Annotated in this window: 23 protein-coding genes and 5 tRNA genes; 10 read left to right on the top strand and 18 right to left on the bottom strand. The window is 47.4% G+C overall.

All coding sequences use genetic code 11. The annotated features are described in order from the left end of the window. Positions 1–112 precede the first annotated feature (112 nt). The 11 genes from motX to tsaE form a co-directional block, all read right to left on the bottom strand. Positions 113–799: a flagellar protein MotX gene (motX, locus tag L4C42_RS08955; protein WP_418641785.1), complete on the bottom strand. Its 687-nt coding sequence runs from the start codon at positions 797–799 to the stop codon at positions 113–115. Positions 800–993: 194 nt separating this feature from the next. Next, complete coding sequence (locus L4C42_RS08950; protein ID WP_353497276.1) at positions 994–2,310, bottom strand: adenylosuccinate synthase; 1,317 nt, start codon at positions 2,308–2,310, stop codon at positions 994–996. Between the two features lie 133 nt (positions 2,311–2,443). Then, the gene (locus tag L4C42_RS08945; RefSeq protein WP_353497277.1) at positions 2,444–2,632 is read right to left on the bottom strand and encodes a DUF2065 domain-containing protein; all 189 of its coding nucleotides are present in this window, start codon (positions 2,630–2,632) and stop codon (positions 2,444–2,446) included. A gap of 60 nt (positions 2,633–2,692) precedes the next feature. Continuing rightward, positions 2,693–3,676 carry a protease modulator HflC gene (gene hflC, locus L4C42_RS08940; RefSeq protein WP_353497278.1) on the bottom strand — a complete coding sequence of 328 codons (984 nt, stop codon included), beginning with the start codon at positions 3,674–3,676 and terminating at the stop codon, positions 2,693–2,695. Positions 3,677–3,678: 2 nt separating this feature from the next. After that, positions 3,679–4,896 (bottom strand): FtsH protease activity modulator HflK, encoded by a 1,218-nt coding sequence (gene hflK / locus L4C42_RS08935; protein WP_353497279.1) that lies wholly within the window; start codon positions 4,894–4,896, stop codon positions 3,679–3,681. 45 nt (positions 4,897–4,941) lie between these two features. After that, entirely contained in the window at positions 4,942–6,231 is a 1,290-nt protein-coding gene (gene hflX / locus L4C42_RS08930) for a ribosome rescue GTPase HflX (RefSeq protein ID WP_353497280.1), read from the bottom strand. A gap of 44 nt (positions 6,232–6,275) precedes the next feature. Beyond that, positions 6,276–6,539: an RNA chaperone Hfq gene (gene hfq / locus L4C42_RS08925; RefSeq protein ID WP_353497281.1), complete on the bottom strand. Its 264-nt coding sequence runs from the start codon at positions 6,537–6,539 to the stop codon at positions 6,276–6,278. A gap of 188 nt (positions 6,540–6,727) precedes the next feature. Further along, positions 6,728–7,675 carry a tRNA (adenosine(37)-N6)-dimethylallyltransferase MiaA gene (gene miaA / locus L4C42_RS08920; protein WP_353497282.1) on the bottom strand — a complete coding sequence of 316 codons (948 nt, stop codon included), beginning with the start codon at positions 7,673–7,675 and terminating at the stop codon, positions 6,728–6,730. Further along, complete coding sequence (gene mutL, locus L4C42_RS08915) at positions 7,672–9,777, bottom strand: DNA mismatch repair endonuclease MutL (RefSeq protein ID WP_429760133.1); 2,106 nt, start codon at positions 9,775–9,777, stop codon at positions 7,672–7,674. The genes miaA and mutL overlap by 4 nt, the downstream gene beginning before the upstream one ends. A 34-nt stretch (positions 9,778–9,811) precedes the next feature. Next, positions 9,812–11,503 (bottom strand): LysM peptidoglycan-binding domain-containing protein, encoded by a 1,692-nt coding sequence (locus tag L4C42_RS08910; RefSeq protein ID WP_353498740.1) that lies wholly within the window; start codon positions 11,501–11,503, stop codon positions 9,812–9,814. A 20-nt stretch (positions 11,504–11,523) separates the two neighbouring features. Next, entirely contained in the window at positions 11,524–11,988 is a 465-nt protein-coding gene (gene tsaE, locus L4C42_RS08905; protein WP_353497284.1) for a tRNA (adenosine(37)-N6)-threonylcarbamoyltransferase complex ATPase subunit type 1 TsaE, read from the bottom strand. A 269-nt stretch (positions 11,989–12,257) separates the two neighbouring features. On the opposite strand from tsaE, the gene queG reads away from it, so the two are divergent. Further along, positions 12,258–13,385, top strand: coding sequence for a tRNA epoxyqueuosine(34) reductase QueG (queG, locus tag L4C42_RS08900; protein WP_353497285.1), 1,128 nt, complete (start codon positions 12,258–12,260; stop codon positions 13,383–13,385). Between the two features lie 593 nt (positions 13,386–13,978). Here the strand turns inward: queG and L4C42_RS08895 are convergent. The 6 genes from L4C42_RS08895 to orn form a co-directional block, all read right to left on the bottom strand. Beyond that, positions 13,979–14,054 (bottom strand) — tRNA-Gly (locus L4C42_RS08895). A 30-nt stretch (positions 14,055–14,084) separates the two neighbouring features. Beyond that, a tRNA-Met gene (locus L4C42_RS08890) sits at positions 14,085–14,161 on the bottom strand. Between the two features lie 58 nt (positions 14,162–14,219). After that, positions 14,220–14,295: transfer RNA gene (locus L4C42_RS08885), tRNA-Gly, on the bottom strand. A gap of 30 nt (positions 14,296–14,325) precedes the next feature. Beyond that, positions 14,326–14,402, bottom strand: a tRNA-Met gene (locus L4C42_RS08880). Positions 14,403–14,444: 42 nt separating this feature from the next. Then, positions 14,445–14,520, bottom strand: a tRNA-Gly gene (locus L4C42_RS08875). Between the two features lie 175 nt (positions 14,521–14,695). After that, the gene (gene orn, locus L4C42_RS08870; RefSeq protein ID WP_353497286.1) at positions 14,696–15,241 is read right to left on the bottom strand and encodes an oligoribonuclease; all 546 of its coding nucleotides are present in this window, start codon (positions 15,239–15,241) and stop codon (positions 14,696–14,698) included. A gap of 99 nt (positions 15,242–15,340) precedes the next feature. On the opposite strand from orn, the gene rsgA reads away from it, so the two are divergent. The 4 genes from rsgA (at position 15,341) to L4C42_RS08850 (ending at position 20,145) form a co-directional block, all read left to right on the top strand. Further along, positions 15,341–16,396 carry a small ribosomal subunit biogenesis GTPase RsgA gene (gene rsgA / locus L4C42_RS08865; RefSeq protein WP_418641787.1) on the top strand — a complete coding sequence of 352 codons (1,056 nt, stop codon included), beginning with the start codon at positions 15,341–15,343 and terminating at the stop codon, positions 16,394–16,396. Positions 16,397–16,546: 150 nt separating this feature from the next. Continuing rightward, positions 16,547–17,464: an archaetidylserine decarboxylase gene (asd, locus tag L4C42_RS08860; RefSeq protein WP_429760129.1), complete on the top strand. Its 918-nt coding sequence runs from the start codon at positions 16,547–16,549 to the stop codon at positions 17,462–17,464. A 231-nt stretch (positions 17,465–17,695) separates the two neighbouring features. Next, positions 17,696–19,111, top strand: a complete 1,416-nt coding sequence (locus tag L4C42_RS08855; RefSeq protein WP_353497289.1) for an SLC13 family permease — start codon at positions 17,696–17,698, stop codon at positions 19,109–19,111. A gap of 137 nt (positions 19,112–19,248) precedes the next feature. Next, positions 19,249–20,145: a DMT family transporter gene (locus L4C42_RS08850; RefSeq protein ID WP_353497290.1), complete on the top strand. Its 897-nt coding sequence runs from the start codon at positions 19,249–19,251 to the stop codon at positions 20,143–20,145. Here L4C42_RS08850 and epmA read toward each other — a convergent pair. Then, positions 20,142–21,113 carry an elongation factor P--(R)-beta-lysine ligase gene (gene epmA, locus L4C42_RS08845; RefSeq protein WP_353498741.1) on the bottom strand — a complete coding sequence of 324 codons (972 nt, stop codon included), beginning with the start codon at positions 21,111–21,113 and terminating at the stop codon, positions 20,142–20,144. The two genes, L4C42_RS08850 and epmA, sit on opposite strands and share 4 nt — an antisense overlap. Positions 21,114–21,363: 250 nt before the next feature. Here epmA and frdA point away from each other — a divergent pair, with 250 nt between their 5' ends. From frdA to L4C42_RS08820, 5 genes are all read left to right on the top strand, one after another. Then, a complete protein-coding gene (gene frdA, locus L4C42_RS08840) occupies positions 21,364–23,187 on the top strand; it encodes a fumarate reductase (quinol) flavoprotein subunit (protein WP_353497291.1) in 1,824 nt (607 codons plus the stop codon). Continuing rightward, positions 23,187–23,927, top strand: a complete 741-nt coding sequence (locus L4C42_RS08835) for a succinate dehydrogenase/fumarate reductase iron-sulfur subunit (protein WP_042478869.1) — start codon at positions 23,187–23,189, stop codon at positions 23,925–23,927. Before frdA ends, L4C42_RS08835 begins: the two co-directional genes overlap by 1 nt. 1 nt (position 23,928) lies before the next feature. Then, positions 23,929–24,312, top strand: a complete 384-nt coding sequence (frdC, locus tag L4C42_RS08830) for a fumarate reductase subunit FrdC (protein WP_353497292.1) — start codon at positions 23,929–23,931, stop codon at positions 24,310–24,312. A gap of 10 nt (positions 24,313–24,322) precedes the next feature. Next, positions 24,323–24,685: a fumarate reductase subunit FrdD gene (frdD, locus tag L4C42_RS08825; RefSeq protein ID WP_353497293.1), complete on the top strand. Its 363-nt coding sequence runs from the start codon at positions 24,323–24,325 to the stop codon at positions 24,683–24,685. A gap of 141 nt (positions 24,686–24,826) precedes the next feature. Next, a complete protein-coding gene (locus L4C42_RS08820) occupies positions 24,827–25,522 on the top strand; it encodes a VV20781 family protein (RefSeq protein ID WP_353497294.1) in 696 nt (231 codons plus the stop codon). Positions 25,523–25,545: the final 23 nt, after the last annotated feature.

Below are 25,545 nucleotides of genomic sequence, written 5' to 3'. Positions count from 1 at the left end.
GTCAGACCTATATTTTAGGAGGGATAGGTCGATTATAACTGACGGAGCAGATAAGCTACAGAATTGCTTTAGCTTTCTGTATCTAATTCATCAGATAGATGATGGGCTCAGATTACCAAAAGGCCGTGCGACGCTTAGCGCGAGCAATGATATTTTCCGGCATACGCAGCTCAAGGCCGCGTCTTAACATGGAAATACGTTTGTGTTTGCGACCATCTGGTGTGACTGAGTTGTACAGCCAACGATAGGCGTCTTCGTAGTCAAGTGGACTGCCGTAATCTCGCAGCAGAAGCTCGGCTAATTGGATGCGGGCGTCGATGTTGCCCATAGAGGCCGCTTCACGAAAATACGGGATAGCACGTTCTTTGTCCTGCTGTACAAAGGTACCTTTTGAGTAGTATCGACCTAGTTGCTCAAGCGCAACAGGTAAGCCTTGATGAGCGGCATTTTCCATATAGTAGAGGCCAAGCTCAACATCTTGAGGCACACAAACACCCCAAGCCAACATATCACCGTAAAGGAATTCATAAGACGGTAAGCTGATGCGCGTGGCGCGTGCCATGATATCTTCAACCAACTGGCAGTTGTCTTCTTTGACACGAGCAAGGTGGCGGTTTTCTTCAATTAAACCAATCAGTTCGTCTTCTGAGTAAATGGGGATCGGGGCGCCAAGCTCCTTGCTCTGCACCGACTTCACAGAGCCAAGTAGCGCCATGCAAACAAGTGCTGCCAGTTTGTGTCGCTTTATCACTTTTTCCTGCTCCTCATGCTCAACGTCCGTCCATTGTACAAAACTCATCAATGGTCTCATTTTTATCGGCAGACGTCCGCCACGCTTTAGAAAAAACGGCAATATTTTGCCACTTTTCTTCTATGCATAGGCAAAGCCGTCAAATACTTGGCACAAGATCACAGTATGAAGTGTGAGAAGCTAAATAACAGGTAAAAAAAAGCCAGCGAATTATCGCTGGCTTAGCTGTCTTTGGAGACCGATTAAGATTCGAATGGGTGAACCTTGATAATTGTCTCGTTACGGTCTGGGCCGGTAGAAATGATGTCTACTGGTACGCCCGTTAGATCTTCAATGCGCTTGATGTAGTCTAGTGCCGCTTGAGGAAGCTGCTCGATAGACGTTGCACCAAATGTTGTCTCAGACCAACCTGGCATTGTTTCGTAGATAGGTGTCGCTTGTTCAAATGACTCAGCAGCCATTGGCGATACTTCTAGGATAGAGCCATCTTTCATCTTGTAACCGGTACAGATTTTTAGCTCTTCTAGACCATCTAGCACGTCTAGCTTAGTTAGACAGAAACCAGAGAGTGAGTTGATTTGGATTGCGCGGCGCATTGCCACTGCATCGAACCAACCAGTACGACGCAGACGACCAGTCGTTGCGCCGAACTCGTGACCAACGGTACCTAGGTGCTTACCGATTGGGTCTTGCTTGTCTACACCGTCGTAAAGTTCTGTCGGGAATGGACCTGAACCTACACGAGTACAGTACGCCTTAGTAATACCAAGGATGTAACCGATGTGACGAGGACCGAAGCCAGAACCTGCCGCAACACCACCTGCAGTAGTGTTAGAAGACGTTACGTACGGGTAAGTACCGTGGTCAATATCAAGAAGTGTACCTTGAGCACCTTCGAACATGATCTTATCGCCACGCTTGCGCGCTGCGTCAAGTTCGTCAGTAACGTCGATAACCATTGAAGTGAGTAGATCTGCATAACCCATGCATTGCTCTAGTACATCTTCGTAGCTAACAGTCTCAGCTTTGTAGAAGTGCTCTAGTTGGAAGTTATGGAACTCCATCACTTCTTTTAGTTTCTCTGCGAACACTTCTTTGTCGAACAGGTCGCCAACACGTAGGCCGCGACGAGCAACTTTGTCTTCGTACGCAGGACCGATACCACGACCAGTCGTACCGATCGCTTTCTTGCCACGAGCGATTTCACGCGCTTGGTCGATAGCGATGTGGTAAGGAAGAATTAGAGGACAAGCTTCAGAAACGAAAAGACGTTCACGTACTGGAATGCCGCGCTCTTCTAGAGGCTTCATTTCTTTAATTAATGCTTCAGGAGATAGAACAACACCGTTACCGATAACGCACTTAATGTTGTCGCGAAGAATACCTGATGGAATCAAATGAAGAACGGTTTTTTCACCGTCAATGACTAGAGTGTGGCCTGCATTGTGACCGCCTTGGTAGCGAACCACGTATTTTGCATCTTCAGTTAAAAGGTCTACGATTTTACCTTTACCTTCGTCACCCCATTGGGTGCCCAGAACGACTACGTTATTTCCCATCTTTCCAATCTGATTGCTAGTTAAAAAAGGATTCTAGCACCGAAATCACATTTATGCAGTCATTTTTTAAGCATAAAGCGGGCACACAAGGATAAGTAGCTGATGCTGATTAATAAAAAGTCAATGTTTGCGACTAGTTTAGCAGCATTATCGTGATCACTGCCCCTGCAACGACAAGACAGCCACCGACTCTGCGAATTTGCTCGTCGGGCTGCTGGGCAAGCTGTAACACCATATTACGCCATCCTTTTGGTGCTAATAACGGCCCAAGTCCCTCAACAATCAAAACCAAACCTAGTGCGACCCATAATGATTGAGACATGTTTATTCTCCAAAAAGATAGGGCTCCCTAAGGAGCCCTATTATACGGTTTATTAAACTCTTATTTCGCCGCTGGTGCGCCGTTCATGTCATTCATGTAACGGAAGAACTCGCTCTTAGGATCCAGAACGAGGATATCGCTCTTGTCCGCAAAAGACGTCTTGTACGCAGATAGCGAGCGTAAGAAGCTAAAGAACTCAGGATCTTTGCTGTAAGCGCCAGAGTAGATAGCCGCAGCTTCTGCATCGGCGCCACCTCGTGTTACACGTGCGGTTCTGTCAGCTTCTGCTAGCAGTGTTGCCACTTCTAGTTCCGCTTGTGCACGAATAACCTCAGCCTTCTCACGACCTTGCGAGCGGTGCTTACGAGCAACTGACTCACGCTCTGCACGCATACGACGGTAGATCGACTCACTGATTTCATCAGGTAGGTTGATTTTCTTGATTCGGAAATCCACCACTCGAACACCTAAATCGGTCATGGCACTATCACGTGTATCGTTCAATACGTTACTCATGACTTTGTCACGTTCACCATCAATTTCTAGTGCTTGGCGAGCCGCTTCTGTTGTCACTTCTTCACTGTCTGCACTCTCAGGAAGTACATCGGTGTTACGAGGACCAGAAACGATTTGTTTAATCTCACGCGCACCGATTTCAGAACGAAGTACGTCCGTCACTTTACGCTCAAGAAGCGCTTCTGCTGTTAGTGCGTCACCGCCACCCGTTGCTAGGTAGTATTGACGGAAATCTTCAATCTTCCACTTAACATAGGTGTTAATGATTACGTCTTTTTTCTCAGACGTAACGAAACGGTCACCGCGTCCATCCATTGTTTGAATACGCGCGTCTAGTGTTTTCACGCGGTCAAACAATGGCATCTTGAAATGCAGACCTGGCTCGTAAATACGAGAAACCTGGTTATCATCAGCAAGAACACGACCAAATCGAATTACGATGCCACGCTCACCCTCAGGGATCACGAACAAAGACATCAGCATCAATGCTAAGGCAACGACTAATACTGGTATCATCAATTTACGCATTATTAGTATCTCCCTTGACGAGTCGAGTTGTTACGAGACGAATTGTCATTTGATGAAGAAGTAGTAGTTGAAGGATCTAGTTGAATCTCTTCATAAACCGACGTTTCCTTTGGCTTACGACTGCTAGAAGCTCCCTCTTGGCCCGCTAACTTATCAATTGGCAGGTACAAAAGGTTGCCGCTCGACTCAGAGTCAATCAACACCTTAGACGTATTCGAATAAACCTCTTCCATTGTGTCGAGGTATAGACGGTTACGCGTTACTTCTGGGGCCGCTTGGTATTCAGGTAGCAGTTTCTCAAACTGAGCCACTTGACCTAGCGCTTCGTTAGTGATGCGTTCAGAGTAACCTTGCGCTTCTTTCTTCAAACGCTCAGAACGACCTGTCGCTTTAGGAATGATTTCGTTTTTGTACGCTTCTGCTTCACGGATGAAACGCTCTTCATCCTCACGCGCTGCGATAGCGTCATCAAACGCATCTTTAACTTGCTCAGGCGGACGCGCCGACTGGAAGTTGACGTCTACGATAGACAAACCCATGTCGTAGTTGTCGATGATTTCGTTCAATGTTTCTTGTGTGCTCTGACGGATTTGCTGACGGCCGCTGGTCAGAATACTATCCATTAGAGAATCACCGATTACTGCACGAAGCGCAGAGTCAGTTGCCTGGCTCAAGCTATCGTCTGCATTAGTGACCACAAATAAGTATTTGTACGGATCAGAAACGCGGTATTGAACATCCATAGAGACAGACACTACGTTCTCGTCTTTTGTCAGCATCGTACCAGAGGCGCGCAAAGAGCGAATCGCCTGAACGTTCACCGGTTCATACTCATCAATAAAGCGAGGACGCCAGTTCAGACCCGGATCAACAATGCGGTCAAACTTGCCTAAGCGAAGCACGACGCCACGCTCACCTTCGCTAATGGTGTAGAAGCCGGAAAAGAACCAAATGACCACTGCGATCAATACAATCACGCCGAAGCCAATTGCACTGCCGCCGCCGCCAATGGATGGGCTACCGCCACCACCACGCTTGCCAAATTTACCACCGATTTTTTGACTCAGCTTATTAAAGACTTCATCTAAATCAGGCGGTCCTTGATCACGACCACCGTTATTTCGGTCGCCTTGATTACGGTCTCCACGATTGTTGTTCCCCCAAGGGTCCTTGTCGCGGCCGTTATTTCCATTATTATTACCAGGCTCATTCCACGCCATTAGGAAGCTCCATCATTTAGTATGACGTTATACTGTAGCAGTCCTTTAAGTAACTATAAAGCCACTCAAAACTGCCCCTTCTCTTTTTTCAAGTCTAGACCAATCTACTTGTTGCATCCGAATATCAATCAACAAGTTACCTTCAGAATCATACTCTTCTTGTTGAATACAATTCATCTGGAAAAATGTGCTCCGAAAACGCCCTTGATACTGGGGTGGAATTCGCAGCTGGTACTGAACCATTTGGCTTGCTAAACGCTCTGTGAGCGCGTCGAACAACAGTTCGATGCCTTGCCCTTCCATTGCAGAGACCCAAACGGTTCTCGGAATACCTTCATCATCACGTTCTATACGTGGACGCTGGCCATCTAGATTATCTATCTTGTTCATTACGACGAGAGTTGGTACCTCATGGGCATCAATTTCTTCTAGCACGTCATGAACAGCTTGAATATTCTCACGAAAACGCTCGTCACTGGCATCGACAACATGTAACAAAATGTCAGCTTCCTGCGTTTCTTGCAAGGTTGCCTTAAATGCTGCGACGAGATCATGCGGAAGATGACGGATAAATCCGACCGTGTCCGCTAAAATTGCCGAACCTACGTCCGCCAATTCAATCTTTCTTAGTGTGGGATCTAGGGTTGCGAATAGCTGATCAGCTGCGTACACCCCAGCTTCAGTAATGCGGTTAAATAGCGTAGATTTGCCCGCATTGGTGTAGCCCACCAGGGAAATCGTTGGGATTTCGGCTCTACTTCTTGCACGTCTGCCCTGCTCACGTTGCTTAGCAACCTTCTCCAAGCGACGCAATATCGCTTTGATACGATCACGCAACAATCGACGGTCAGTCTCCAGCTGTGTTTCGCCGGGACCGCGCAGACCGATACCACCTTTCTGCCTTTCAAGGTGCGTCCAACCTCGGATCAATCGAGTCGAGATATGACGAAGCTGTGCTAGCTCAACTTGCAACTTACCTTCGTGGGTACGGGCGCGTTGGGCAAAAATGTCGAGGATCAGACCGGTACGATCCAACACTCGACATTTACACAGACTTTCAAGGTTACGCTCTTGGGCAGGGGAAAGGGCGTGATTAAAAATCACAATATCCGCACCGGTTAATTGCACCGTTTGTGCGATTTCTTGCGCTTTGCCTTCCCCTACGTAGTACTTAGGGTGAGGGGATTGTCGGCTACCCGTTACTGTTTGCAACGCGTTAACGCCTGCAGAAGAAACCAGCATTTCAAATTCGCTGAGATCTTCCCACTCACCTTCTTGCGTGAAGTTGATATGAACAAGTACAGCCTGCTCACCCGATTCATAACGGTCAAACAAGCGACCAACTCCTATTTAAATATCTGTTTTTAAGGGATTTATTATTAATCTTCAGATTTCTCTTGTTGACGGTCGCCGCCAGTACGCTCACCACTGTGATGGCTAACAGCACGGGCTGGAACAACCGTTGAAATCGCATGCTTGTAAACCATTTGGTTTACAGTATTTTTCAGAAGGATCACAAACTGATCAAACGATTCAATCTGACCTTGTAGCTTGATGCCATTCACTAGGTAGATAGAAACTGGGATACGCTCGCGACGTAGTGCATTTAGGAATGGGTCTTGAAGAGATTGCCCCTTAGCCATTTTTATTTTCCTTATATTAGTATTGTAGTTTTAATTATTTAGCTATTGGTGCACTGCAATTTGGTGCTGCCTTTGCATCTGAGCTAAACCAATGAAATACCCCTTAGTTTTATAATCATAGAACAACAATCGTCTTTGAAAACAAAACTCAGTTCCTTTTTGGGTATTTCTACGCAAAAGCGCCCACATTATACACAGTTAATACCATCAGATGCTATGGCGTCTGTGAGAGTTTTCATTGAATCCTCAATGTGTTCGCTATCAAGCCAAACCAAATCATCCCAACTCCTTAACCAGGTGATTTGTCGCTTGGCCAATTGTCGAGTCGCGCAGATTCCACGGAAAATCGCATCATCTAACGTGCTCTCGCCATCTAAGTACTCCCACATCTGTCTGTAGCCGACACAACGGATCGACGGCAGATCTGGGTGAAGATCTTCACGAGCATATAACGCTTTGACTTCATCTTCAAAGCCTGCTTGTATCATTTTCTCGAAGCGCAATTCAATCCGTTTGTGTAACAAAGCGCGATCTTTGGGCGCTACCGCAAATTGTTTAACGCGAAATGGCAGTGGTTCACCCTTAGTCTCAGTCAATTCTGTCAATGACTTACCAGAGATTCGATACACCTCTAGCGCACGTGATAGACGCTGTGGATCATTTGGATGAATCCTCTCTGCTGAGACAGGATCTATCTGTTTTAGTTCATTATGGAGTACTTGCCAGCCCTTCTCCTGTGACTCTTTTTCAATTTGTGCTCGGATCTCTGGATTGGCGGCTGGTAGTGGCGACAAGCCTTGAAGCAAAGCTTTGAAATAGAGCATAGTGCCACCCACTAGCAGCGGGATCTTACCTTCTGCGTGAATCTTAGCGATTTCATTCAGTGCATCACGACGAAAGTCAGCCGCAGAGTAGGACTCGGCGGGATCGAGAATATCAATCAGTCTGTGCGGCGCCAATGCGAGCTCTTCGGCATCGGGCTTAGCCGTACCAATATCCATGCCTTTATAGATAAGCGCAGAGTCTACACTGATAATCTCAACTGGATATTGCTGACGAAGACGTATCGCTAACTCAGTCTTACCAGAAGCGGTAGGACCCATTAAAAACAGAACTAGGGGTAATTGTTGGCTCATGATGAAAACGCTGCAATTGTGGCCGTAAAATCGACAGGGCGGACAAATTTAGGATCGCTCAAAGGTAGCGTACCGTCGTAAAGCTGCTCAAGATTACCGAGTAACTGAACAGATTCAGATAAAGTGTAGCTACTTTTCACTTGCAGCACTTTTTTCGTTAGCCATAAGCTCAAACGGCTCGGGCTAAGGTCTTGCTGCTCAAGGGTCGCCAAGTATGACAGCATTTCATCAATTAACAATTGCAAATTTTGCTGCCTGAGCGGTGCTGGTACTCCCATCACCATGAGCGCTTGCTTATTGCGAACAGCAAGATCGATACCAAAGCTGAGCAAGAGATCTCGCTGCGCTGTAGCAACTTGCTGCTGCATGTCGCTGACTTTTAGCGAAAGCGGAACGAGCAGTGGCTGCATTCTCAGTGGCTGACCTTTCGGATCCAACTGAGCAAACAGCTTATAAAACTCCGCCCTGCGCAATGACACCAGTGCGCAGCACGGCTCTGCTTTCACCAATACGTATGTCGCATCCACCATAGTGATTGCTTTACCAATGCGCTCAATCTCAATCGATACAGGGGCGGCATCTTGCTTGAGTGGCGAGACCTCCGCTATTCCCGCTTCCGGCTCTACTATATCGGGTGTTTGCATCAGCTCTTGGTACACGCGAACTTCTTCTGCCGTCGGCGCCGCTTCTTGTGCTTGCGGCTTGGCTTTCGATGCACTAGCTTTTCGACTCGAGTTCCATTCATTACGAGCGTATGGCTCTTCTACTCTGTGGGAAGAGCCATTCGGCTCACTGTATTCACGTTGAGTGCGCTCGCTTGCTGACTGAGTACTTGGCGAAAGAGTACTTGGTGAATCCGTATTTGTTGAACGTGTATTTGGTGAATGATAATCAGCACGTCCCGGATAAGCGGGGATGCTCTCCACCGCATGTATCAATGACTCGGACACACTCGCACCACCAGAAGTCGCCGAAGACACTGGCGGCTGCGCTTGTGTCATTTCAGTAGGCACATAAGAAGAAGCTGATTCGACTTGGTCTGACGCAGTTATCGGCTCAACATGACTGAATGCCGAGTTAGACGTCACCGGCGCATCAATGGATTTCGCTTGCACCAGTGCGTCGCTCAGCGCCTGATAAATAAAGTCATGCACTAATCTTGCTTGATGAAAACGCACCTCGTGTTTGGCTGGGTGCACATTCACGTCAACCTGATGTGGGTCGATATCGATAAACAAGATATACGCTGCGTACTGATCGGCTGCCAAACTGTTCTCATAGCTCTGGCGAATTGCGTGGTTGATGAGCTTATCCTTCATCATACGACCATTCACATAACAGTATTGCAGATCACTCTGCGCGCGTGCGCCTTCTGGCGTAGTGATCCAGCCATGCAGCTTAAGGTCATTGTGCTCAAGCTCAATTTTAAGCATATGACGAACAAACCCGGCTCCACATACTGCGGCTATGCGTTTTTCTAACTGAGGTTCTGTTTTCGCTGCGCGGTACTGACGCACCAGTTTGCCGTTGTGTTTGAGATTGATCGACACGTCAAAGCGGCTCAGCGCGATACGCTTCAACAGCTCATCAATATGATTAAACTCCGTCTTTTCTGTTCGCAAAAACTTACGGCGTGCTGGGGTATTAAAAAACAGATCCAACACTTCAAGCGTGGTACCAATCGGATGGGCAGCAGGGTTTAGCTTCACCGCCATGTCGCGTCCTTCCGCGTATGCACTCCAAGCTTGTTCTTGAGTTGCAGGACGAGACGTCAGTGTGAGTCTTGCTACCGAGCTAATACTCGCCAGCGCCTCACCACGAAAGCCCAAACTCATGATGGCTTCTAGGTCATCAAGGGTATGAATTTTCGACGTCGCATGTCGGCTTAACGCCAATTGCAACTCGTCTTTAGGAATGCCCTTACCGTTATCTCGAACACGGATAAGCTTGGCGCCCCCCTTTTCGATATCAATATCGATACGAGTGGCACCTGAGTCTAGGCTATTTTCAACCAGCTCTTTGACTACGGACGCTGGCCTCTCAACCACTTCACCTGCGGCGATTTGGTTCGCCAATCTTGCAGGTAAGATCTTAATCGTCACAACGCTTCTCCGAATCCATCAATTTGAACATCCATCACTTGTGCGGGATCAGCAGCACTTGCCCCACTGCAAGTGAATCAGAGCGCAGCTTGTTAGCTTCACGAATACTACTGACGCTCACGCCATATCGAGAGGCAATTTTGCCTAGGTACTCTCCGCGCTGAACTTTGTGCTTACGCAGAGGCAGATCTTTTAAGCTGACGGTTATCTTCAGCTTTTGACCCAACTTAAGTACGTCCGATTTTAAGCGGTTCTCACGCTTAATATCCGCCACCGACACTTTGTATTTACTCGCCACTTTCCCTAAGTAGTCACCTTTGACCACGGTGTGTGTAAGCGTCTTGGTTTCTACCGTGTTTACTTTAGAGCTCACTTGAATCGGGGCACTATTTCCCGGAATAACCAAGGTCTGGCCCACAGCCAGAGACGTACTTTTAAGGCTGTTCGCACTCTTAATAGCCGAAACCGACGAGCCATATTTCTGAGCAATCACCGATAAAGATTCGCCACGTTTCACGGTGTGCTTACGCTGCTGACCACGATTAGCAAATAAGGTGCCTTCTGGTGGGTTCGCTTCGAAGTATTGAACAATCGCTTTTGCCAACGCGCGCGCTAATTTGTCTTGGTGACTTCTTGTCGTTAGTAGACGCTCTTCGCTTGGGTTAGAAATAAAGCCCGTTTCGACTAACACGGACGGAATATCTGGCGACTTCAATACCGCAAGACTGGCATTCACTGGCTCTTTCTTATGTAGGTGTGCGACCTTACCCATCTCTTTGAGGATCTTGGTTGCAACCTTATAGCCTTCTTTTTGTGAATGGCTAAACTGCAAATCGAGTAGCGTTTGGCTTACGTTTCTATCGTTAGTGTTTTTAGCGAGCACTTCTCCCGCGCCACCAAGCAGTTCCGATTGCTGTTCATGATTCTCAACCCAGCGGGCAATTTCAGTATTTGCACGGCGTGTGTTCAATACAAACACAGAGCCACCACGAGGCTGCGGCGTTCTAAATGCATCAGCGTGAACAGAGACCAAAAGGTGCGCACCATTCTTACGAGCGATGTTGGAGCGCTTGTTGAGGTTAACAAAGTAGTCACCGCTACGGGTTAATACTGCCTTCATTCCTGGAATCGCATTAATTTGAGCTGCCAGCTTTTTCGACACGCTCAATGTAACGTGTTTTTCGTATTTCTTAGTCGGGCCAATTGAGCCTGGATCTTCACCGCCGTGGCCGGCATCAATTGCCACAACAATATCGGCATTACCCCGTAGCTGGGAAGCATCACGGCTGACCTCCGTTTTGCTCTTCGGTGTACTCGATGTCGCTTGACTGGTTGCTTTGCCATGTGGCAGGTCAATCACCAATCGATGGCCGTACTGACCACCTGGAGTAGGATTGAGCTTAAAAAGCTGTGGAGTCGCGGACTTCTTTAACTCAAACACGAGGCGATAAGTACCTTTGTTAGGAGGTGAGCTCTTGCGGATCTTACTCAACACGGGGCTATCAGATACGCCGATAGGTAGTTTTGTGTTTAGCGAGGTGTTTTTAAGGTCAACGACAATTCGCGAGGGACCACTCAATGAGAAATAACTGTAATCCGCTTCGGACTTGAGGTCGATCACCACGCGCGTTTCATCCGGAGAAGGCCAAACACGAATACCCTCTAGCGCATTAGCAAGAGTGACGGCAGGAAACAGTAAACACAAAGGCAGCATGATTTTCATCATGCTGCTAAGAAAACGACTGATCAATTTAACTCCAACTGACTAATTAACTCTTTTCCATAATCGCTATTTGCCGTGAAGGCGATTTCCCTTGCGTCTCCAACGTACCGGATATCAATATCTAGATCAGCAGAAGGCAGAATGCCTTGCCCCTTCTCTGGCCACTCTACCAAGCAGATGGCATCTTCAGAGAAGTAGTCGCGAATACCCATAAACTCCAGCTCTTCTGGATCCGCTAAACGATACAAATCAAAATGATAGACGTTCCATCCTTCAAGTTGGTACGGTTCAACCAAGGTATAAGTTGGGCTTTTTACGTTGCCTTGATGGCCAAGACTTTGAATAAAGCCGCGACTAAAGGTGGTTTTCCCCGCTCCAAGGTCACCGTGCAAATAGATTGTTGTTTGTTTTGAACAAAGATTTGCTAGTTTAGTTCCAATTAAAATCGTTGCTGATTCATCTGCTAAGGAAAATTTTTTAGTACTCATCACATTTTTCTCTGAGTGGTGCCTTTGAGAGCCGAAATAGTAAACTGTGTCGCTTTTCACAGACAAGTGATCTTCTGTAAGTAATCAGAAAATTTACCATTATTTTCAATTTATCCCTACTGTGAAAGTACAAAATAGTCGTCGAAAGTTTATACAAAGCAATGAGACGCTTTTCTGGCCAAGTGGATCCACGCTTTTTTAGCGTTCATACTTGGGTCGCATTGCATTTGAGTATAGAATACGCGTCCTTTTCTACTTGGGTAATCGTGATGGACTTAGACAAGCTGGCCAGCGACATTAAAGTTTGGGCACAAGAACTCGGTTTTCAGAAGGCTGGTATCAGTGATATCGATCTTCTCGATCAAGAGGCGATACTCAAGCAGTGGTTAGAAGCGGGTTATCACGGCGACATGGCTTGGATGGAAACTCACCAAGACCTACGCATCCATCCCGACAAGCTACACCCTAATACCTGTCGCATCATTAGCGTTCGTATGGATTACCTTCCTGAAGAAGCAGGCTTTGCATCCAATTTAGAAAACCAGCATGCGGGTTACATTAGCCGCTATGCGTTAGGTCGCGACTATCATAAGTTGATTCGCAATCAACTCAAAAAGCTTGGACAGCGAATCGAGAAAGAAGTCTCGGAGCTAGGCTACCGACCTTTTGTCGACTCTGCTCCTGTGCTTGAGCGCCCTATTGCTGAAAAGGCTGGCCTGGGTTGGACAGGTAAACACTCACTTCTACTAGATAAAAACGCCGGCTCTTGGTTTTTTCTTGGTGAACTGTTTGTCGATCTGCCGCTACCTGTTGATACGCCGCTAGAGAATCAGTGTGGTAAGTGCAGCGCATGTATCACGTCATGCCCAACAGGTGCCATACTTGAAAATGGTGTTGTCGATGCGAGACGCTGTATTTCCTATCTCACGATTGAATACAAAGGCGTGATACCCGAATCCCTTCGCGCAGCGATGGGGAATCGCATTTATGGCTGTGATGATTGTCAGTTGGTTTGTCCGTGGAATCGCTTTGCCGAACTTGGCCAGCAACCAGATTTTCAAAGGCGCCAGGCTTTCAACGATACCGATCTGTGTGTTTTGCTTAATTGGGATGAAACGACATTTCTTAAGAACATGGAAGGGTCTGCTATTCGACGTATTGGGCATGAGCAGTGGCAGCGCAACATCATTATCGCAATCGGTAATGCGCCCTATTCTCTGCGCTACATCGATGCACTAGAACAAGTGCAAGGCCAGTCTGTACTGCTTGATGAACATATACACTGGGCTCTTCAGCAACAAACAAGCCAATTGCCCAACTTTTCAGATCACACACTAACATCCAAAAACCAGCGTTTGATTCGAATCGTTCAGAAAGGCTTACCTCGTGATGCCTAGTCGCCAATGGACTCAGAAAAATCAAATTAATTTTCTTGACTGACATCCCAAAATTGAATTTGTGGAAAAACTACATTTTCATCGACTGTTAGTCGTTGAGAAAACAGGTTAAACACAGATTGAATATATGACTAGGATCAAATAAATGTCACTTGGTGATCATTTTATTGTCAAGTAAAAAGTAAAAACAAAATGATATATCCGATAAAAAACAACAACTTAAAGCCATTCGACTCATGAGTCGACTGTGTGTATTGATGTAAAGATCTTTCAGTTTATTCTCTTCATACCTATTCAAAAACAATTTATCAACCAACTTATCCACAATTTAGCAATGTGGATAACTCTGTTAATTTAAGTGTAACTGACCCTCAGCTAAGGCAATAACCTACTGCGTTGGCGGCGTGTAGAAAATAGAGTACACAGCAAAAAATTCGACGATGTAATCCAATGATATCGACGATGATTTAGCTTTAAATTTTAGGGAGTGATGCTTCTCAGCATTAGGAAAGAGCATGCGGTAGTGGGACTAAGTTTCTCAACTTTGCTATCTCTACGAGATGACCGCGTCTTTGTCCATTTCTAGGGGAAAATGGAGCGACACACGAGGTTCGAACTCGTGACCTCAACCTTGGCAAGGTTGCGCTCTACCAACTGAGCTAGTGTCGCATATCAACAGCAAGTGCTATTGACTAAATTTGGTTGCGGGGGCCGGATTTGAACCGACGACCTTCGGGTTATGAGCCCGACGAGCTACCAAGCTGCTCCACCCCGCGTCCGTATTGTGTCACCGTTAAGTACGATGAAAACTATMTTTTCCACCTTGAAGAAAAGTGGAGCGACACACGAGGTTCGAACTCGTGACCTCAACCTTGGCAAGGTTGCGCTCTACCAACTGAGCTAGTGTCGCATATCAACAGCAAACGCTATTGATGAAATTTGGTTGCGGGGGCCGGATTTGAACCGACGACCTTCGGGTTATGAGCCCGACGAGCTACCAAGCTGCTCCACCCCGCGTCCGTATTGTGTCACCGTTAAGTACGATGAAAACTATTTATTTGGAGCGACACACGAGGTTCGAACTCGTGACCTCAACCTTGGCAAGGTTGCGCTCTACCAACTGAGCTAGTGTCGCATTGAACGTCTTTCGTCGTTCAGGGCTGCGAATTATAAGAGCATTTTTTTGTGATGCAAGTCCTTATCAGTAAAAAAATGATCTTTTTTCTCGTTTGATGAAAAAGCACACAATTTTTCGATAATCTTCTCTCTATCGCAGCCCAAAGTCCTTGTTTTTAACAAGTATTCAACGATCAAATCGTGAAAATAGTTTCACGGTAGTACTTGAGTTCGGCAATCGACTCACGAATGTCATCCAAAGCTAGGTGCGTACCCTGCTTGGAAAAACCATCCAGAACTTCCGGTTTCCAACGACGAGTCAGCTCTTTAATCGTGCTGACATCAACGTAACGGTAGTGGAAGTACTCTTCAAGCTCAGGCATATGCTTGTATAAGAAACGGCGATCCTGACCAATACTATTACCACAAATAGGCGACTTACCCTTAGGCACCCACTTCTCCAAAAACGCGATAGTCTCACGAATGGCGCTCTCTTCATTGTGCTCACTCGTTTGAACACGTGCCACCAGCCCGCTTGCGGTATGGGTGTTCGTGCACCAATCATCCATTTTCGCTAGTTCCGTTTCAGGTTGATGGATGGCAATAACCGGTCCTTCAGCCAAGATATTCAACTCGCTATCGGTCACAATGCTCGCGATCTCGATGATTTTGTGTGTCTCAGGATCCAGTCCAGTCATCTCTAGATCGACCCAGATCAAATTGTCATCGCTGAAAGACATAACGCCCTCGTCTATTTGTTTTCTGTCAAAAGAGGTACTATACCGAAATTAAATTCAGTAACCAAAATGGTTTGATGCGATTCGCATCAATGAAATATCGTGGCGAAAAAGAAAAAACTGACCAAAGGTCAAGTGCGTCGAGTACGCAGTAATCAAAAGAAGAAACTAGCAAAAGAAGAATCCATCCAGTGGGATGAGACTATGCTTGGCGGTGTTAAGCAGGGGCTAGTGATCACTCGATTCGGCCAACATGCGGATATCGAGGACTTAGAAACCAAAGAAATCCACCGCTGTAACCTGCGCCGTGGTATCGAATCTTTGGTGTCTGGCGACCGCGTAAAATGGCGCATTGGTCTGGAATCAATGCATGGCATATCTGGTGTTGTTGAAGTAGTAGAGCCTAGAACATCGATGCTAACTCGCCCTGATTATTACGATGGCTTAAAACCTGTTGCTGCCAACGTTGATCAAATGGTGATTGTGTCTTCGGTTGTGCCAGAGCTTTCACTAAACATTATCGATCGTTACCTGATCGCATCAGAAACCCTGCAAATTGCACCATTAGTGGTACTTAACAAAATCGACTTGATACCAGAAGACGAGCGTGACGTCTTCTATCAGATCCTCGATGTATATAAGAACATCGGCTATACGGTGCTTATGGTAAGCAAGGAGTCGGGCGAAGGCATTGCCGAGCTAGAGGCGCACCTCAAAGACAAGATCAACATCTTCGTAGGGCAGTCCGGCGTGGGTAAATCCAGCTTAGTGAATGCGTTGATGCCAGAACTCGACGTAGAAGAAGGCGCAGTCTCCGAAAACTCAGGTTTGGGTCAGCACACCACGACCGCAGCAAGACTGTATCACTTCCCATCGGGTGGCGATCTGATTGACTCGCCGGGAGTACGTGAATTCGGCCTTTGGCACTTAGAGCCAAGCGAAGTCACGGAAGCGTTTGTTGAATTCAAGCCCTACCTTGGCGGCTGTAAGTTCCGTGACTGCAAACACCTAGATGACCCAGGCTGTCTACTGCGTGAAGCCGTGGAAGAAGGAAAAATCGATCCAGTTCGATTCGATAACTATCACCGCATCATCGAGAGTATGGGTGAAGGTAAAGCCAACCGTCAGTACTCACGCAGCAAAAAAGCCGATCTGTAATTCTTAGAACGTTCTGCCATTCTGACAGAGTCGGACAGGTTTAACAGTCTGTCCGTCTGCTTGTCACAATTTGCTGACATTTGAAGCGATTTCCATTAGTATCTCGCGCCCTGAAGTAATATCAATCAATTAACGTTGGAATTTTAGACAATGGATAAAATTAAAGTTGGACTGCAATACTGGATACCTCAACACGGCCTAACACGCCTAGTAGGTAAACTGGCATCAGCAAAAGCAGGCGGTCTAACAACAGCGATCATTCGTTGGTTTATCAAACAATATAACGTCAACATGGATGAAGCGCTGCACAGCGACCCAAAGCACTTCAAAACGTTTAACGAGTTTTTCGTTCGTGAGTTAAAGCCGGGTATGCGCCCTATCGCCGAAGGCGAGTCTGTTATCGCTCACCCAGCGGATGCATGTGTTAGCCAATTTGGTCCTATCACTGACGGCAAGCTTATCCAAGCGAAAAACCATGACTACACCGCTCAAGAACTGCTTGGTGGCAGCCCTGAGCTTGCAGCAGAGTTTGTAGAAGGTGAATTTGCGACTCTGTACCTATCACCTCGTGACTACCACCGTGTTCACATGCCATGTGATGGTACTCTGCGTCAGATGATTTACGTACCAGGTGACCTATTCTCTGTAAACCCACTGACGGCTGAGAATGTTCCAAACCTATTCGCACGTAACGAGCGTGTGGTTTGCATCTTCGATACCGAGTTTGGTCCTATGGCACAAGTGCTGGTAGGCGCAACCATTGTTGGTGCTATTGAGCTAGTTTGGGCAGGTACTGTGACGCCACCACGTGGTAACACCGTATACACTTGGGATTACCCTGCAGAAGGCGATAAGGCTATCATCCTTAAGAAGGGTGAAGAGATGGGCCGCTTTAAGCTAGGTTCAACGGTTATCAACCTGTTTGCTAAAGACAGCATTCGTTTTGATGACAGTATGAAAAACAATGCGCCAACGGTAATGGGTACGCCTTTCGCGCACGCTCTAGGCCTTGAATCTGAAGCTTCTGAGACTGAAGCTTCTGAGACTGAAACCGACTCTAATAGCTAATCAACTTAGCAAGCTTAATCATTGAGAACGGCGCCACGGCGCCGTTTTTTTTGCCTGTAACACATCCACCAGCAGCATCACGTCATGATTACCGTATTGATTCTTGACGCAAAACAAAACACGCTCCAAATCTTCCCTCGACTTTTCAAAACTTTAACGCCTGTCCAAGACCGAGCGGCGTTTATATTTTAACCTATGCGGCAGTCTCACTTTTAACCCAGGTGCCGCCCCATGCCAAAAATGAATAGCGGGACACTAATTAGGCTGCTTATCTGCTTTTTAGTGCCCTTTGGCGTCTTGATGATGCCGATTGATTGGATACCCATCGACGATCTCACGCTGATCCAACACCGTTTGTTGGCCATTTTCCTGCTCGCTGCCTTACTTTGGGTGCTGGAACCCGTACCTGTCTTTGCTACGTCAATATTGATTATCGCCCTTGAACTAGTGATGATTTCAGACAAAGGGCTGCATCTGTTCCGTACGCCACCTGCAGGCCATGATATCGGTGAGCTCCTGGTGTATACCGACATCTTCAGCGCCTTTTCCTCGCCGATAATCATTCTATTTATGGGCGGATTTGCACTGGCGATTGCGGCCTCCAAGTATGAGCTTGATAACAACCTAGCTCGAGTCCTGCTGCGCCCTTTTGGCAACCAACCTCGCTTTATCATGCTTGGTTTAATGCTGATTACTGCTGTGTTCTCGATGTTCATGTCCAATACTGCCACTACAGTAATGATGCTGGCGCTGCTTGGTCCCATTGTGGCCTCTGCGCCAAAGGGAGACTTAGGTATTAAAGCCTTGGTACTATGTATTCCTATCGCTGCCAATACGGGTGGTATTGCGACCCCTATCGGAACCCCTCCCAATGCCATTGCTCTGCAGTACCTAACTGGTGAGAACAGCATCGACTTCCTGCAGTGGATGATGATGGGTCTACCCTTTGTGATCATTCAGCTCACTATCGCTTGGTTCCTGCTGCAAAAGCTATTCCCTTCTTCAGAAGACAAAATGGTGCTCAAGCTGGAAGGGAAATTCCAGCGTAACTGGCGTGCTATGGTGGTGTATGCCACTTTCGCAGCGACCATCTTGTTGTGGATGACCACCAAACTGCACGGCATGAACACCTACGTGGTCTCTATCATCCCACTTGCAGTGTTTACCCTAACCGGCATCATGGGTAAAGAAGAGCTCAAACTGATCAACTGGGATGTGTTATGGCTGGTTGCCGGTGGTATTGCCATTGGTATCGGCCTCGATAAAACTGGACTCGCCGAAGCGCTTGCTCATGCCATTGACTATGAGTCTTTGTCACCGGTCGCGGTCGTCATTACTCTGTCGATTGTTTGCTGGTTGATGGCCAACTTTATGTCCAACACCGCGACCGCCAACCTACTTATGCCCATTGCCGCCGCCATTGGTGCCTCTATGGAGAGTTTGGCCGCCATAGGTGGCTTACAAGGCCTATTGGTTGTTGTCGCGTTCTCAGCCTCTCTCGGCATGATTCTGCCCGTCTCTACCCCACCTAACTCATTGGCCTATTCAACTGGGCTTATTGAAAGTAAAGACATGGCGAAAACCGGACTTATCATCGGTCTTATTGGCCTAGTTCTCGTCTACGCGGCGATGCTGATCTTTACCTAGTCCCCGAAGTGGAATCCTCTTGCTAAGGTGAGAGGATTTCAATTGCACTTTCTAAGACCTCATAGTAAAACCTAGTTAAATCATCGAATAATCAATGGTGCTCGCATCGCAGCACTGAGCAAGGACTAGGGATAGCAATGGGATTTGAATGGCTGGCACTGATCGCTGCCTTTTTGTGGGCGGTTTCAAGCATTATCTCGGTTAAGCCAGCCAAACATTTGGGCTCATTTTCCTATAGTCGATGGCGAATGGGCTGCACTGCCCTAATACTGTCTTCAATGGCCGCCATCACTGGAGGCTGGACAAGCGTCGAATCCGCTCACATCACACCAATGATGCTCTCGGGTTTAATCGGCATCTTTATTGGTGATACTGCACTGTTCGCGTGTTTGAATCGAATGGGACCAAGACAGGCAGGACTGCTGTTTTCTTGTCACGCAGTATTCTCTGCCGTACTAGGTTATTTTCTTTTCTCAGAGACCATGTCACCCATTGAGCTTGTAGGATCTGCATTGGTTTTCTCTGGCGTCGCTACCGCAATTTTCTTTGGCCGCAGAGGCTCAAACAACAGTAAAACGAGTGAGCTTGAAACCATCAAAGGCAATGTTTGGTTTGGAGTGGGTTTGGGGGTCACTGCCGCACTGTGTCAGGCGCTAGGCGGCATTATTGCCAAGCCTGTGATGCAAACCAGTATCGACCCCGTCGCGGCCTCAGCGATTCGTATGATCACCGCATTTGTCGCCCATAGCCTGTTCTTATTGACCGGCGCTAAGCACGCAAAAAGTTTGAACCCTATTAACTGGTCCATTTTTGGTATTACCGCGCTCAATGGCTTTCTCGCCATGGCAGTCGGCATGACGCTTATTCTGTTTGCTTTGCAGACAGGCAATGTGGGCATGGTCGCGCTGCTCTCATCAACCACACCGATTATGGTATTGCCGCTACTTTGGATTTACACCAAGCAAAGACCCAATAAGTACGCCTGGCTTGGTGCCGCGTTTGCTGTCATCGGCACCAGTATTTTGGTGAGTTAGGCTCTCGGGAAAGGAAAAGCGACAACCTCATCAATATGACTTGCTCCCAGAGCGAGCATAATTAGCCTATCGATCCCCAGCGCTACACCAGCGCAAGCAGGCAGACCCGCTCTTAACGCCTCTATCAAATGATGATCGATCGGCTGAGGTGCAAGACCCATTTGTCCCCGCTTTTGATTGTCTTCTTCAAAGCGCGCTAATTGCTCTTCCGGGTTGTCCAGCTCATGAAACCCGTTCGCCAGTTCAATACCTTTAAAATAGACTTCAAAGCGGTCAGCAACGCGCTCATCTTCTGGGTTCACTTTGGCTAGTGCGGCTTGTGAGGCTGGAAAATCGTAAACAAAGGCAGGCGCGTCTTTGCCGATTTGAGTCTCAACTCCCATGCTAAACAGCAGCTGTAATAGCGTATCGCGATCTTGCTCTTTATCAGCGATATCACTCAAGCCTAGCGGTGCTGCAGCTTCTCGTAGCGCAGACATCTCTGCACTCAAAGGACAAACGCTAAGGTGCGTGATAAACGCCTGCTGATAAGTCATACGCTCAGCACGACCACAGCCGAGAACCATCATCAGTAACTCGTCCATCTCATCCATCAACTGATGGTGATCAAACCCAACGCGATACCACTCAAGCATGGTGAACTCTGGATTGTGATGACGACCGCTCTCTTCATTACGAAATGCTTTGTTTATCTGATAGATAGACCCACTTCCTGCGGCAAGCAGTCGCTTCATATGAAATTCGGGGCTGGTCATAAAATAAAGCTGGCGTCCATCAGCATAACCCGGACCAACAAACTCGGTTTTAAAGGTATGTAGATGCACATCGGTCACCGTGGCATGACTCATTGCAGGAGTGTCGACTTCCATTACCTCTCTTGTCATAAAGAAGCTACGAATAGACTGAATCAGCTTGGCACGTTTTTTAAGTAACGCTATAGACGCTGTGGGCTGCCACTGGTTGGTAATCATTATCAAACTCATTAGTTAATGTTATTAATTATTGTAAGTGCGGACTCAAAAGTTCTCAATCACAAGTGATATTAATCACACATCATAGAAATACTATGCCTCGCCATGCATTACCGGAGAAAAAACCTAACTCAGTCAATTTTTTTGCCACGACGCTTATCTAAACTGATTGCCTTGATAAAAAAGCTTTCAAGCCTTTAACTATAACTCGCGAGCAAAACTCGCTCTCACACACTGGAGGATAACTGTGAAAACAATTACCACAGATATCGCAGTCATCGGCGCAGGCGGCGCTGGTCTTCGTACTGCCATTGCAGCAGCAGAAGCTAACCCAGAAATGGAAGTAGCTCTGATTTCTAAAGTCTACCCTATGCGTTCACATACCGTGGCAGCTGAAGGTGGTTCTGCGGCTGTAATTAAGGATGAAGATAGCCTAGATAACCACTTCAACGATACCGTTGGCGGTGGTGACTGGCTTTGTGAACAGGATGTTGTTGAATATTTCGTTGAAAATGCCACACGTGAAATGATCCAGATGGAACAATGGGGTTGTCCATGGAGCCGTAAAGAAAACGGTGAAGTGAATGTCCGTCGTTTCGGTGGTATGAAAGTAGAACGCACATGGTTTGCAGCGGATAAAACCGGCTTCCATATGCTACATACTCTGTTCCAAACGTCGATGAAGTACGAGCAAATCAAACGATTTGATGAGTATTTTGTGGTTGACCTACTTGTGGTTGAAGGCGAGGTTCAGGGCCTGATTGCAATTCATATGTCTGAAGGTGAACTGGTCACTATCAAGGCAAAATCAGTTGTCCTAGCAACCGGCGGCGCGGGTCGTGTTTATCACTGTAATACTAACGGCGGCATCGTGACTGGCGACGGTATGGCGATGGCGTATCGTCACGGTGTTCCACTACGTGATATGGAGTTTGTTCAGTACCACCCAACAGGTCTGCCTGGCACAGGTATTCTAATGACCGAAGGTTGTCGTGGTGAAGGCGGCATCATCGTTAACAAGAACGGCTACCGTTACCTACAAGACTATGGCATGGGCCCTGAAACACCGGTTGGCCAGCCAAAAAACAAATACATGGAACTGGGTCCTCGTGACAAAGTTTCTCAAGCATTCTGGCATGAGCAGCAAAAAGGCAACACCATCAAGCACCCACTGGGTGATGTGGTGCACCTTGACCTTCGCCACCTTGGTGAAGAGTACCTACAAGAGCGTCTACCGTTCATCTGTGAGCTCGCAAAAGCGTACGTCAACGTTGACCCTGCAAAAGAGCCAATCCCAATTCGTCCAACCGTGCACTACACCATGGGTGGTATTGAAACCAACGGTACTTGTGAAACTCGTATTCAAGGTCTATTCGCTGTTGGTGAATGTGCGTCCGTCGGTCTTCACGGTGCGAACCGCCTAGGTTCTAACTCTCTCGCTGAATTTGTCGTCTTCGGCCGCGTTGCCGGTGAGCAAGCGGTTGAGCGCGCTAAAGCGTTCAAGGGCTGGGATGACAGCGCTATCGAAGAGCAAGTGAAGGCAGTAGAAGCACGCATTGCTGCACTGATGAATCAAGAAGGCGATGAAAACTGGGCAGAAATTCGCACCGAAATGGGCCACACCATGGAAGCAGGCTGTGGTATCTACCGCCAAGAAGATCTGATGCAAGCGACGCTTGATAAGATTGCGGAGCTGAAACAGCGCTATAAGAAAATCAGCATTAAAGACAAAGGTAAAGTATTCAACACTGACCTGCTGTACGCCATTGAGGTGGGTTACGGCCTAGAAGTGGCTGAAGCTATGGTTCACTCTGCAATCTTGCGTAAAGAGTCTCGTGGTGCGCACCAACGTCTCGATGACGGTTGCACTGAGCGTGATGATGAGAACTACCTAAAACACTCGCTAGCCTTCTTTAACGAAGACAGTGCGCCAAGCATTGACTACGGCAACGTCACCATCACTAAGTCGCAGCCTAAAGCGCGTCTATACGGTGAAGCAGCAGAAAAAGCAGCAGCAGAAGAAGCGGCGAAGCAAGCTAACAAAGATCAAAATGCGGAGGAGCAAGCATAATGTCAGCAAACCGTATTCAGAAAGTGGAAATCCTGCGCTACGACCCAGAGAAAGACGCAGAACCGTATTTCCAAACCTTCGAAGTACCGTTCGATGAGACCATGTCTGTGCTCGATGCGATTGGTTACATTAAAGACCACCTAGACAAAGACCTGTCTTACCGCTGGTCTTGTCGTATGGCGATTTGTGGCTCTTGCGGCATCATGGTGAACGGCGTGCCAAAACTGGCGTGTAAGAGCTTCCTCCGTGATCATCAAAATGGTCTGAAGATTGAGCCTCTTGCAAACTTCCCAATCGAGAAAGACTTGATTGTCGACATGACGCCGTTTATCGAGCGCCTAGAAGCCATCAAGCCATACATCATTGGTAACGACCGTAAGCCAGAAGATGGCACTAACATCCAAACCCCGGAGCAAATGGCGAAGTACAAGCAGTTTGCTGGTTGTATCAACTGTGGTCTTTGCTACGCGGCATGCCCTCAGTTTGGTCTAAACCCTGAGTTTATTGGTCCTGCTGCACTGACACTGGCGCATCGTTATAACCTCGACAGCCGTGACAATGGTGCGGCTGAACGTATGAAGATGATCAACGGCGAGAATGGCGCTTGGGGCTGTACGTTTGTGGGCTACTGCTCTGAAGTGTGTCCGAAGAACGTTGACCCAGCAGCGGCAGTAAACCAAGGCAAAGTGGCGTCTTCACAAGACTTCGTTATTGCCATGCTTAAACCACAGGAGGCATAGAATGAGTAACAGAAAACCTTATGTTCGTGAGATGAAGCGAACTTGGTGGAAAGATCACCCATTTTATCGCTTCTACATGCTACGTGAAGCCACCGTACTGCCACTGATCCTATTCACTGTCTTCCTGACATTTGGTCTAGGTTCGCTAGTGAAAGGCCCAGAAGCTTGGCAAGGCTGGCTGGACTTTATGGCTAACCCAATTGTTATCGCGATCAACATCGTGGCGCTTGCGGGAAGCCTGTTCCACGCGCAAACCTTCTTCAGCATGATGCCACAGGTCATGCCAATCAAACTGAAAGGCAAGCCAGTAGAGAAGAAGACCATTGTCCTAGCACAGTGGGCAGCTGTTGCAGCTATCTCACTAGTTGTTCTCATCATTGTATAAGGAGTGAATCGTGATTAATCAAAACCCAAAACGCTCTGACGAACCCGTATGGTGGGGACTGTTTGGTGCCGGTGGTACATGGTTTGCCATGATCACCCCTGTCACTGTACTTGTGCTGGGTATCTTAGTACCAATGGGCATTATTAGCCCAGAGGCGATGAGCTATGAGCGAGTGGCAGACTTTGCGACTAGCATCATCGGTGCTCTATTTATTATCGCTACGCTAGCACTGCCAATGTGGCATGCAATGCACCGCCTACACCACGGCATGCACGATCTTAAGATCCATGCGGGTGTGGTTGGTAAGATTATTTGCTACTTTTTTGCAGCACTCATCAGCGCACTATCGATTATCTTCATCTTTATGATCTAGTCATACTCGAGCAAACAAAAAGGCAGCGAACTCGCTGCCTTTTTTAATGTGACCTGTTCAGAAATCGGACACACCCTTACATTGTCGCCCTCTCTCTATCGATAGAATCATCAGCAATAAATAACAACAAGAGATGTAACAATGAAAAAGTCTATTTGCGTACTCATGATTTCCGGTGCGCTATTTGGGTGTGGTTCTACCGTAACAATGGAAAAGTCACAAGCGGTTTCTCAGCAGCCTGAATTGCTGCTTAAAACCGATGGCACTTTTTGGGGCTTTGGTCCTGAGGGAACGTTCGATATCGCAGGTCGCTACCACGGTAAATACTCGCGCAGTGCTTCTACTAGCTCTTGGTTCAATACCATCAATACCAAAGACGGAGAGATGGTTGCTGAGGTGACGCGTAATGATAATGGCGAGACTTGGACGCTAGTATGCAGCGGTGGTGGCACCAGCGTCGATATCGGCAGTTTCTCATTTGGCGGTAATGACCCGTATATTTGCCAAATCAGTGAGGCTGGTAAGAGTGTTGGCGAGTACAAAATGGAACGTAAATCGGAAGCCATCAGCTTATCGACCGCCAAAAAAGAACAAGGCTTTATCCGCTTGAACAGCACTCACTTCAACGTCGCTTCCGTGCACGATGGTGAAGGGCTGATGATGAGTGTTGATAACCCACTGGGGTACAGCTTTAGTCGCGGCAGTGTCGAAGTCGCAGCTGCACAAACCAATGGCGGTATCACGCTACAAACGTTAGCCGATTTGCCAGAAGCAGAAATGGACACTCTAGCATTAGGTACTGTTGCCAGCGCACTTAGTTGGCGTCCTGAAGAGTAACCCCTACTCCCACACCAGAAACA

Source organism: Vibrio wakamikoensis (genome assembly GCF_050337275.1).
GTDB classification, from domain to species: Bacteria; Pseudomonadota; Gammaproteobacteria; order Enterobacterales; family Vibrionaceae; genus Vibrio; species Vibrio chaetopteri.
Note: the sequence above shows the minus strand (reverse complement) of the source record. Positions and strands in the feature narration are given on the sequence as shown.

Coding starts and splice junctions, on each gene's coding strand:
- motX (WP_418641785.1), bottom strand. CDS start 799: ATGAGTTTTGTACAATGGACGGACGTTGAGCATGAGGAGCAGGAAAAA.
- L4C42_RS08950 (WP_353497276.1), bottom strand. CDS start 2,310: ATGGGAAATAACGTAGTCGTTCTGGGCACCCAATGGGGTGACGAAGGT.
- L4C42_RS08945 (WP_353497277.1), bottom strand. CDS start 2,632: ATGTCTCAATCATTATGGGTCGCACTAGGTTTGGTTTTGATTGTTGAG.
- hflC (WP_353497278.1), bottom strand. CDS start 3,676: ATGCGTAAATTGATGATACCAGTATTAGTCGTTGCCTTAGCATTGATG.
- hflK (WP_353497279.1), bottom strand. CDS start 4,896: ATGGCGTGGAATGAGCCTGGTAATAATAATGGAAATAACGGCCGCGAC.
- hfq (WP_353497281.1), bottom strand. CDS start 6,539: ATGGCTAAGGGGCAATCTCTTCAAGACCCATTCCTAAATGCACTACGT.
- miaA (WP_353497282.1), bottom strand. CDS start 7,675: ATGAGCCAACAATTACCCCTAGTTCTGTTTTTAATGGGTCCTACCGCT.
- L4C42_RS08910 (WP_353498740.1), bottom strand. CDS start 11,503: ATGATGAAAATCATGCTGCCTTTGTGTTTACTGTTTCCTGCCGTCACT.
- tsaE (WP_353497284.1), bottom strand. CDS start 11,988: ATGAGTACTAAAAAATTTTCCTTAGCAGATGAATCAGCAACGATTTTA.
- queG (WP_353497285.1), top strand. CDS start 12,258: ATGGACTTAGACAAGCTGGCCAGCGACATTAAAGTTTGGGCACAAGAA.
- orn (WP_353497286.1), bottom strand. CDS start 15,241: ATGTCTTTCAGCGATGACAATTTGATCTGGGTCGATCTAGAGATGACT.
- asd (WP_429760129.1), top strand. CDS start 16,547: ATGGATAAAATTAAAGTTGGACTGCAATACTGGATACCTCAACACGGC.
- L4C42_RS08855 (WP_353497289.1), top strand. CDS start 17,696: ATGCCAAAAATGAATAGCGGGACACTAATTAGGCTGCTTATCTGCTTT.
- L4C42_RS08850 (WP_353497290.1), top strand. CDS start 19,249: ATGGGATTTGAATGGCTGGCACTGATCGCTGCCTTTTTGTGGGCGGTT.
- L4C42_RS08835 (WP_042478869.1), top strand. CDS start 23,187: ATGTCAGCAAACCGTATTCAGAAAGTGGAAATCCTGCGCTACGACCCA.
- frdC (WP_353497292.1), top strand. CDS start 23,929: ATGAGTAACAGAAAACCTTATGTTCGTGAGATGAAGCGAACTTGGTGG.
- L4C42_RS08820 (WP_353497294.1), top strand. CDS start 24,827: ATGAAAAAGTCTATTTGCGTACTCATGATTTCCGGTGCGCTATTTGGG.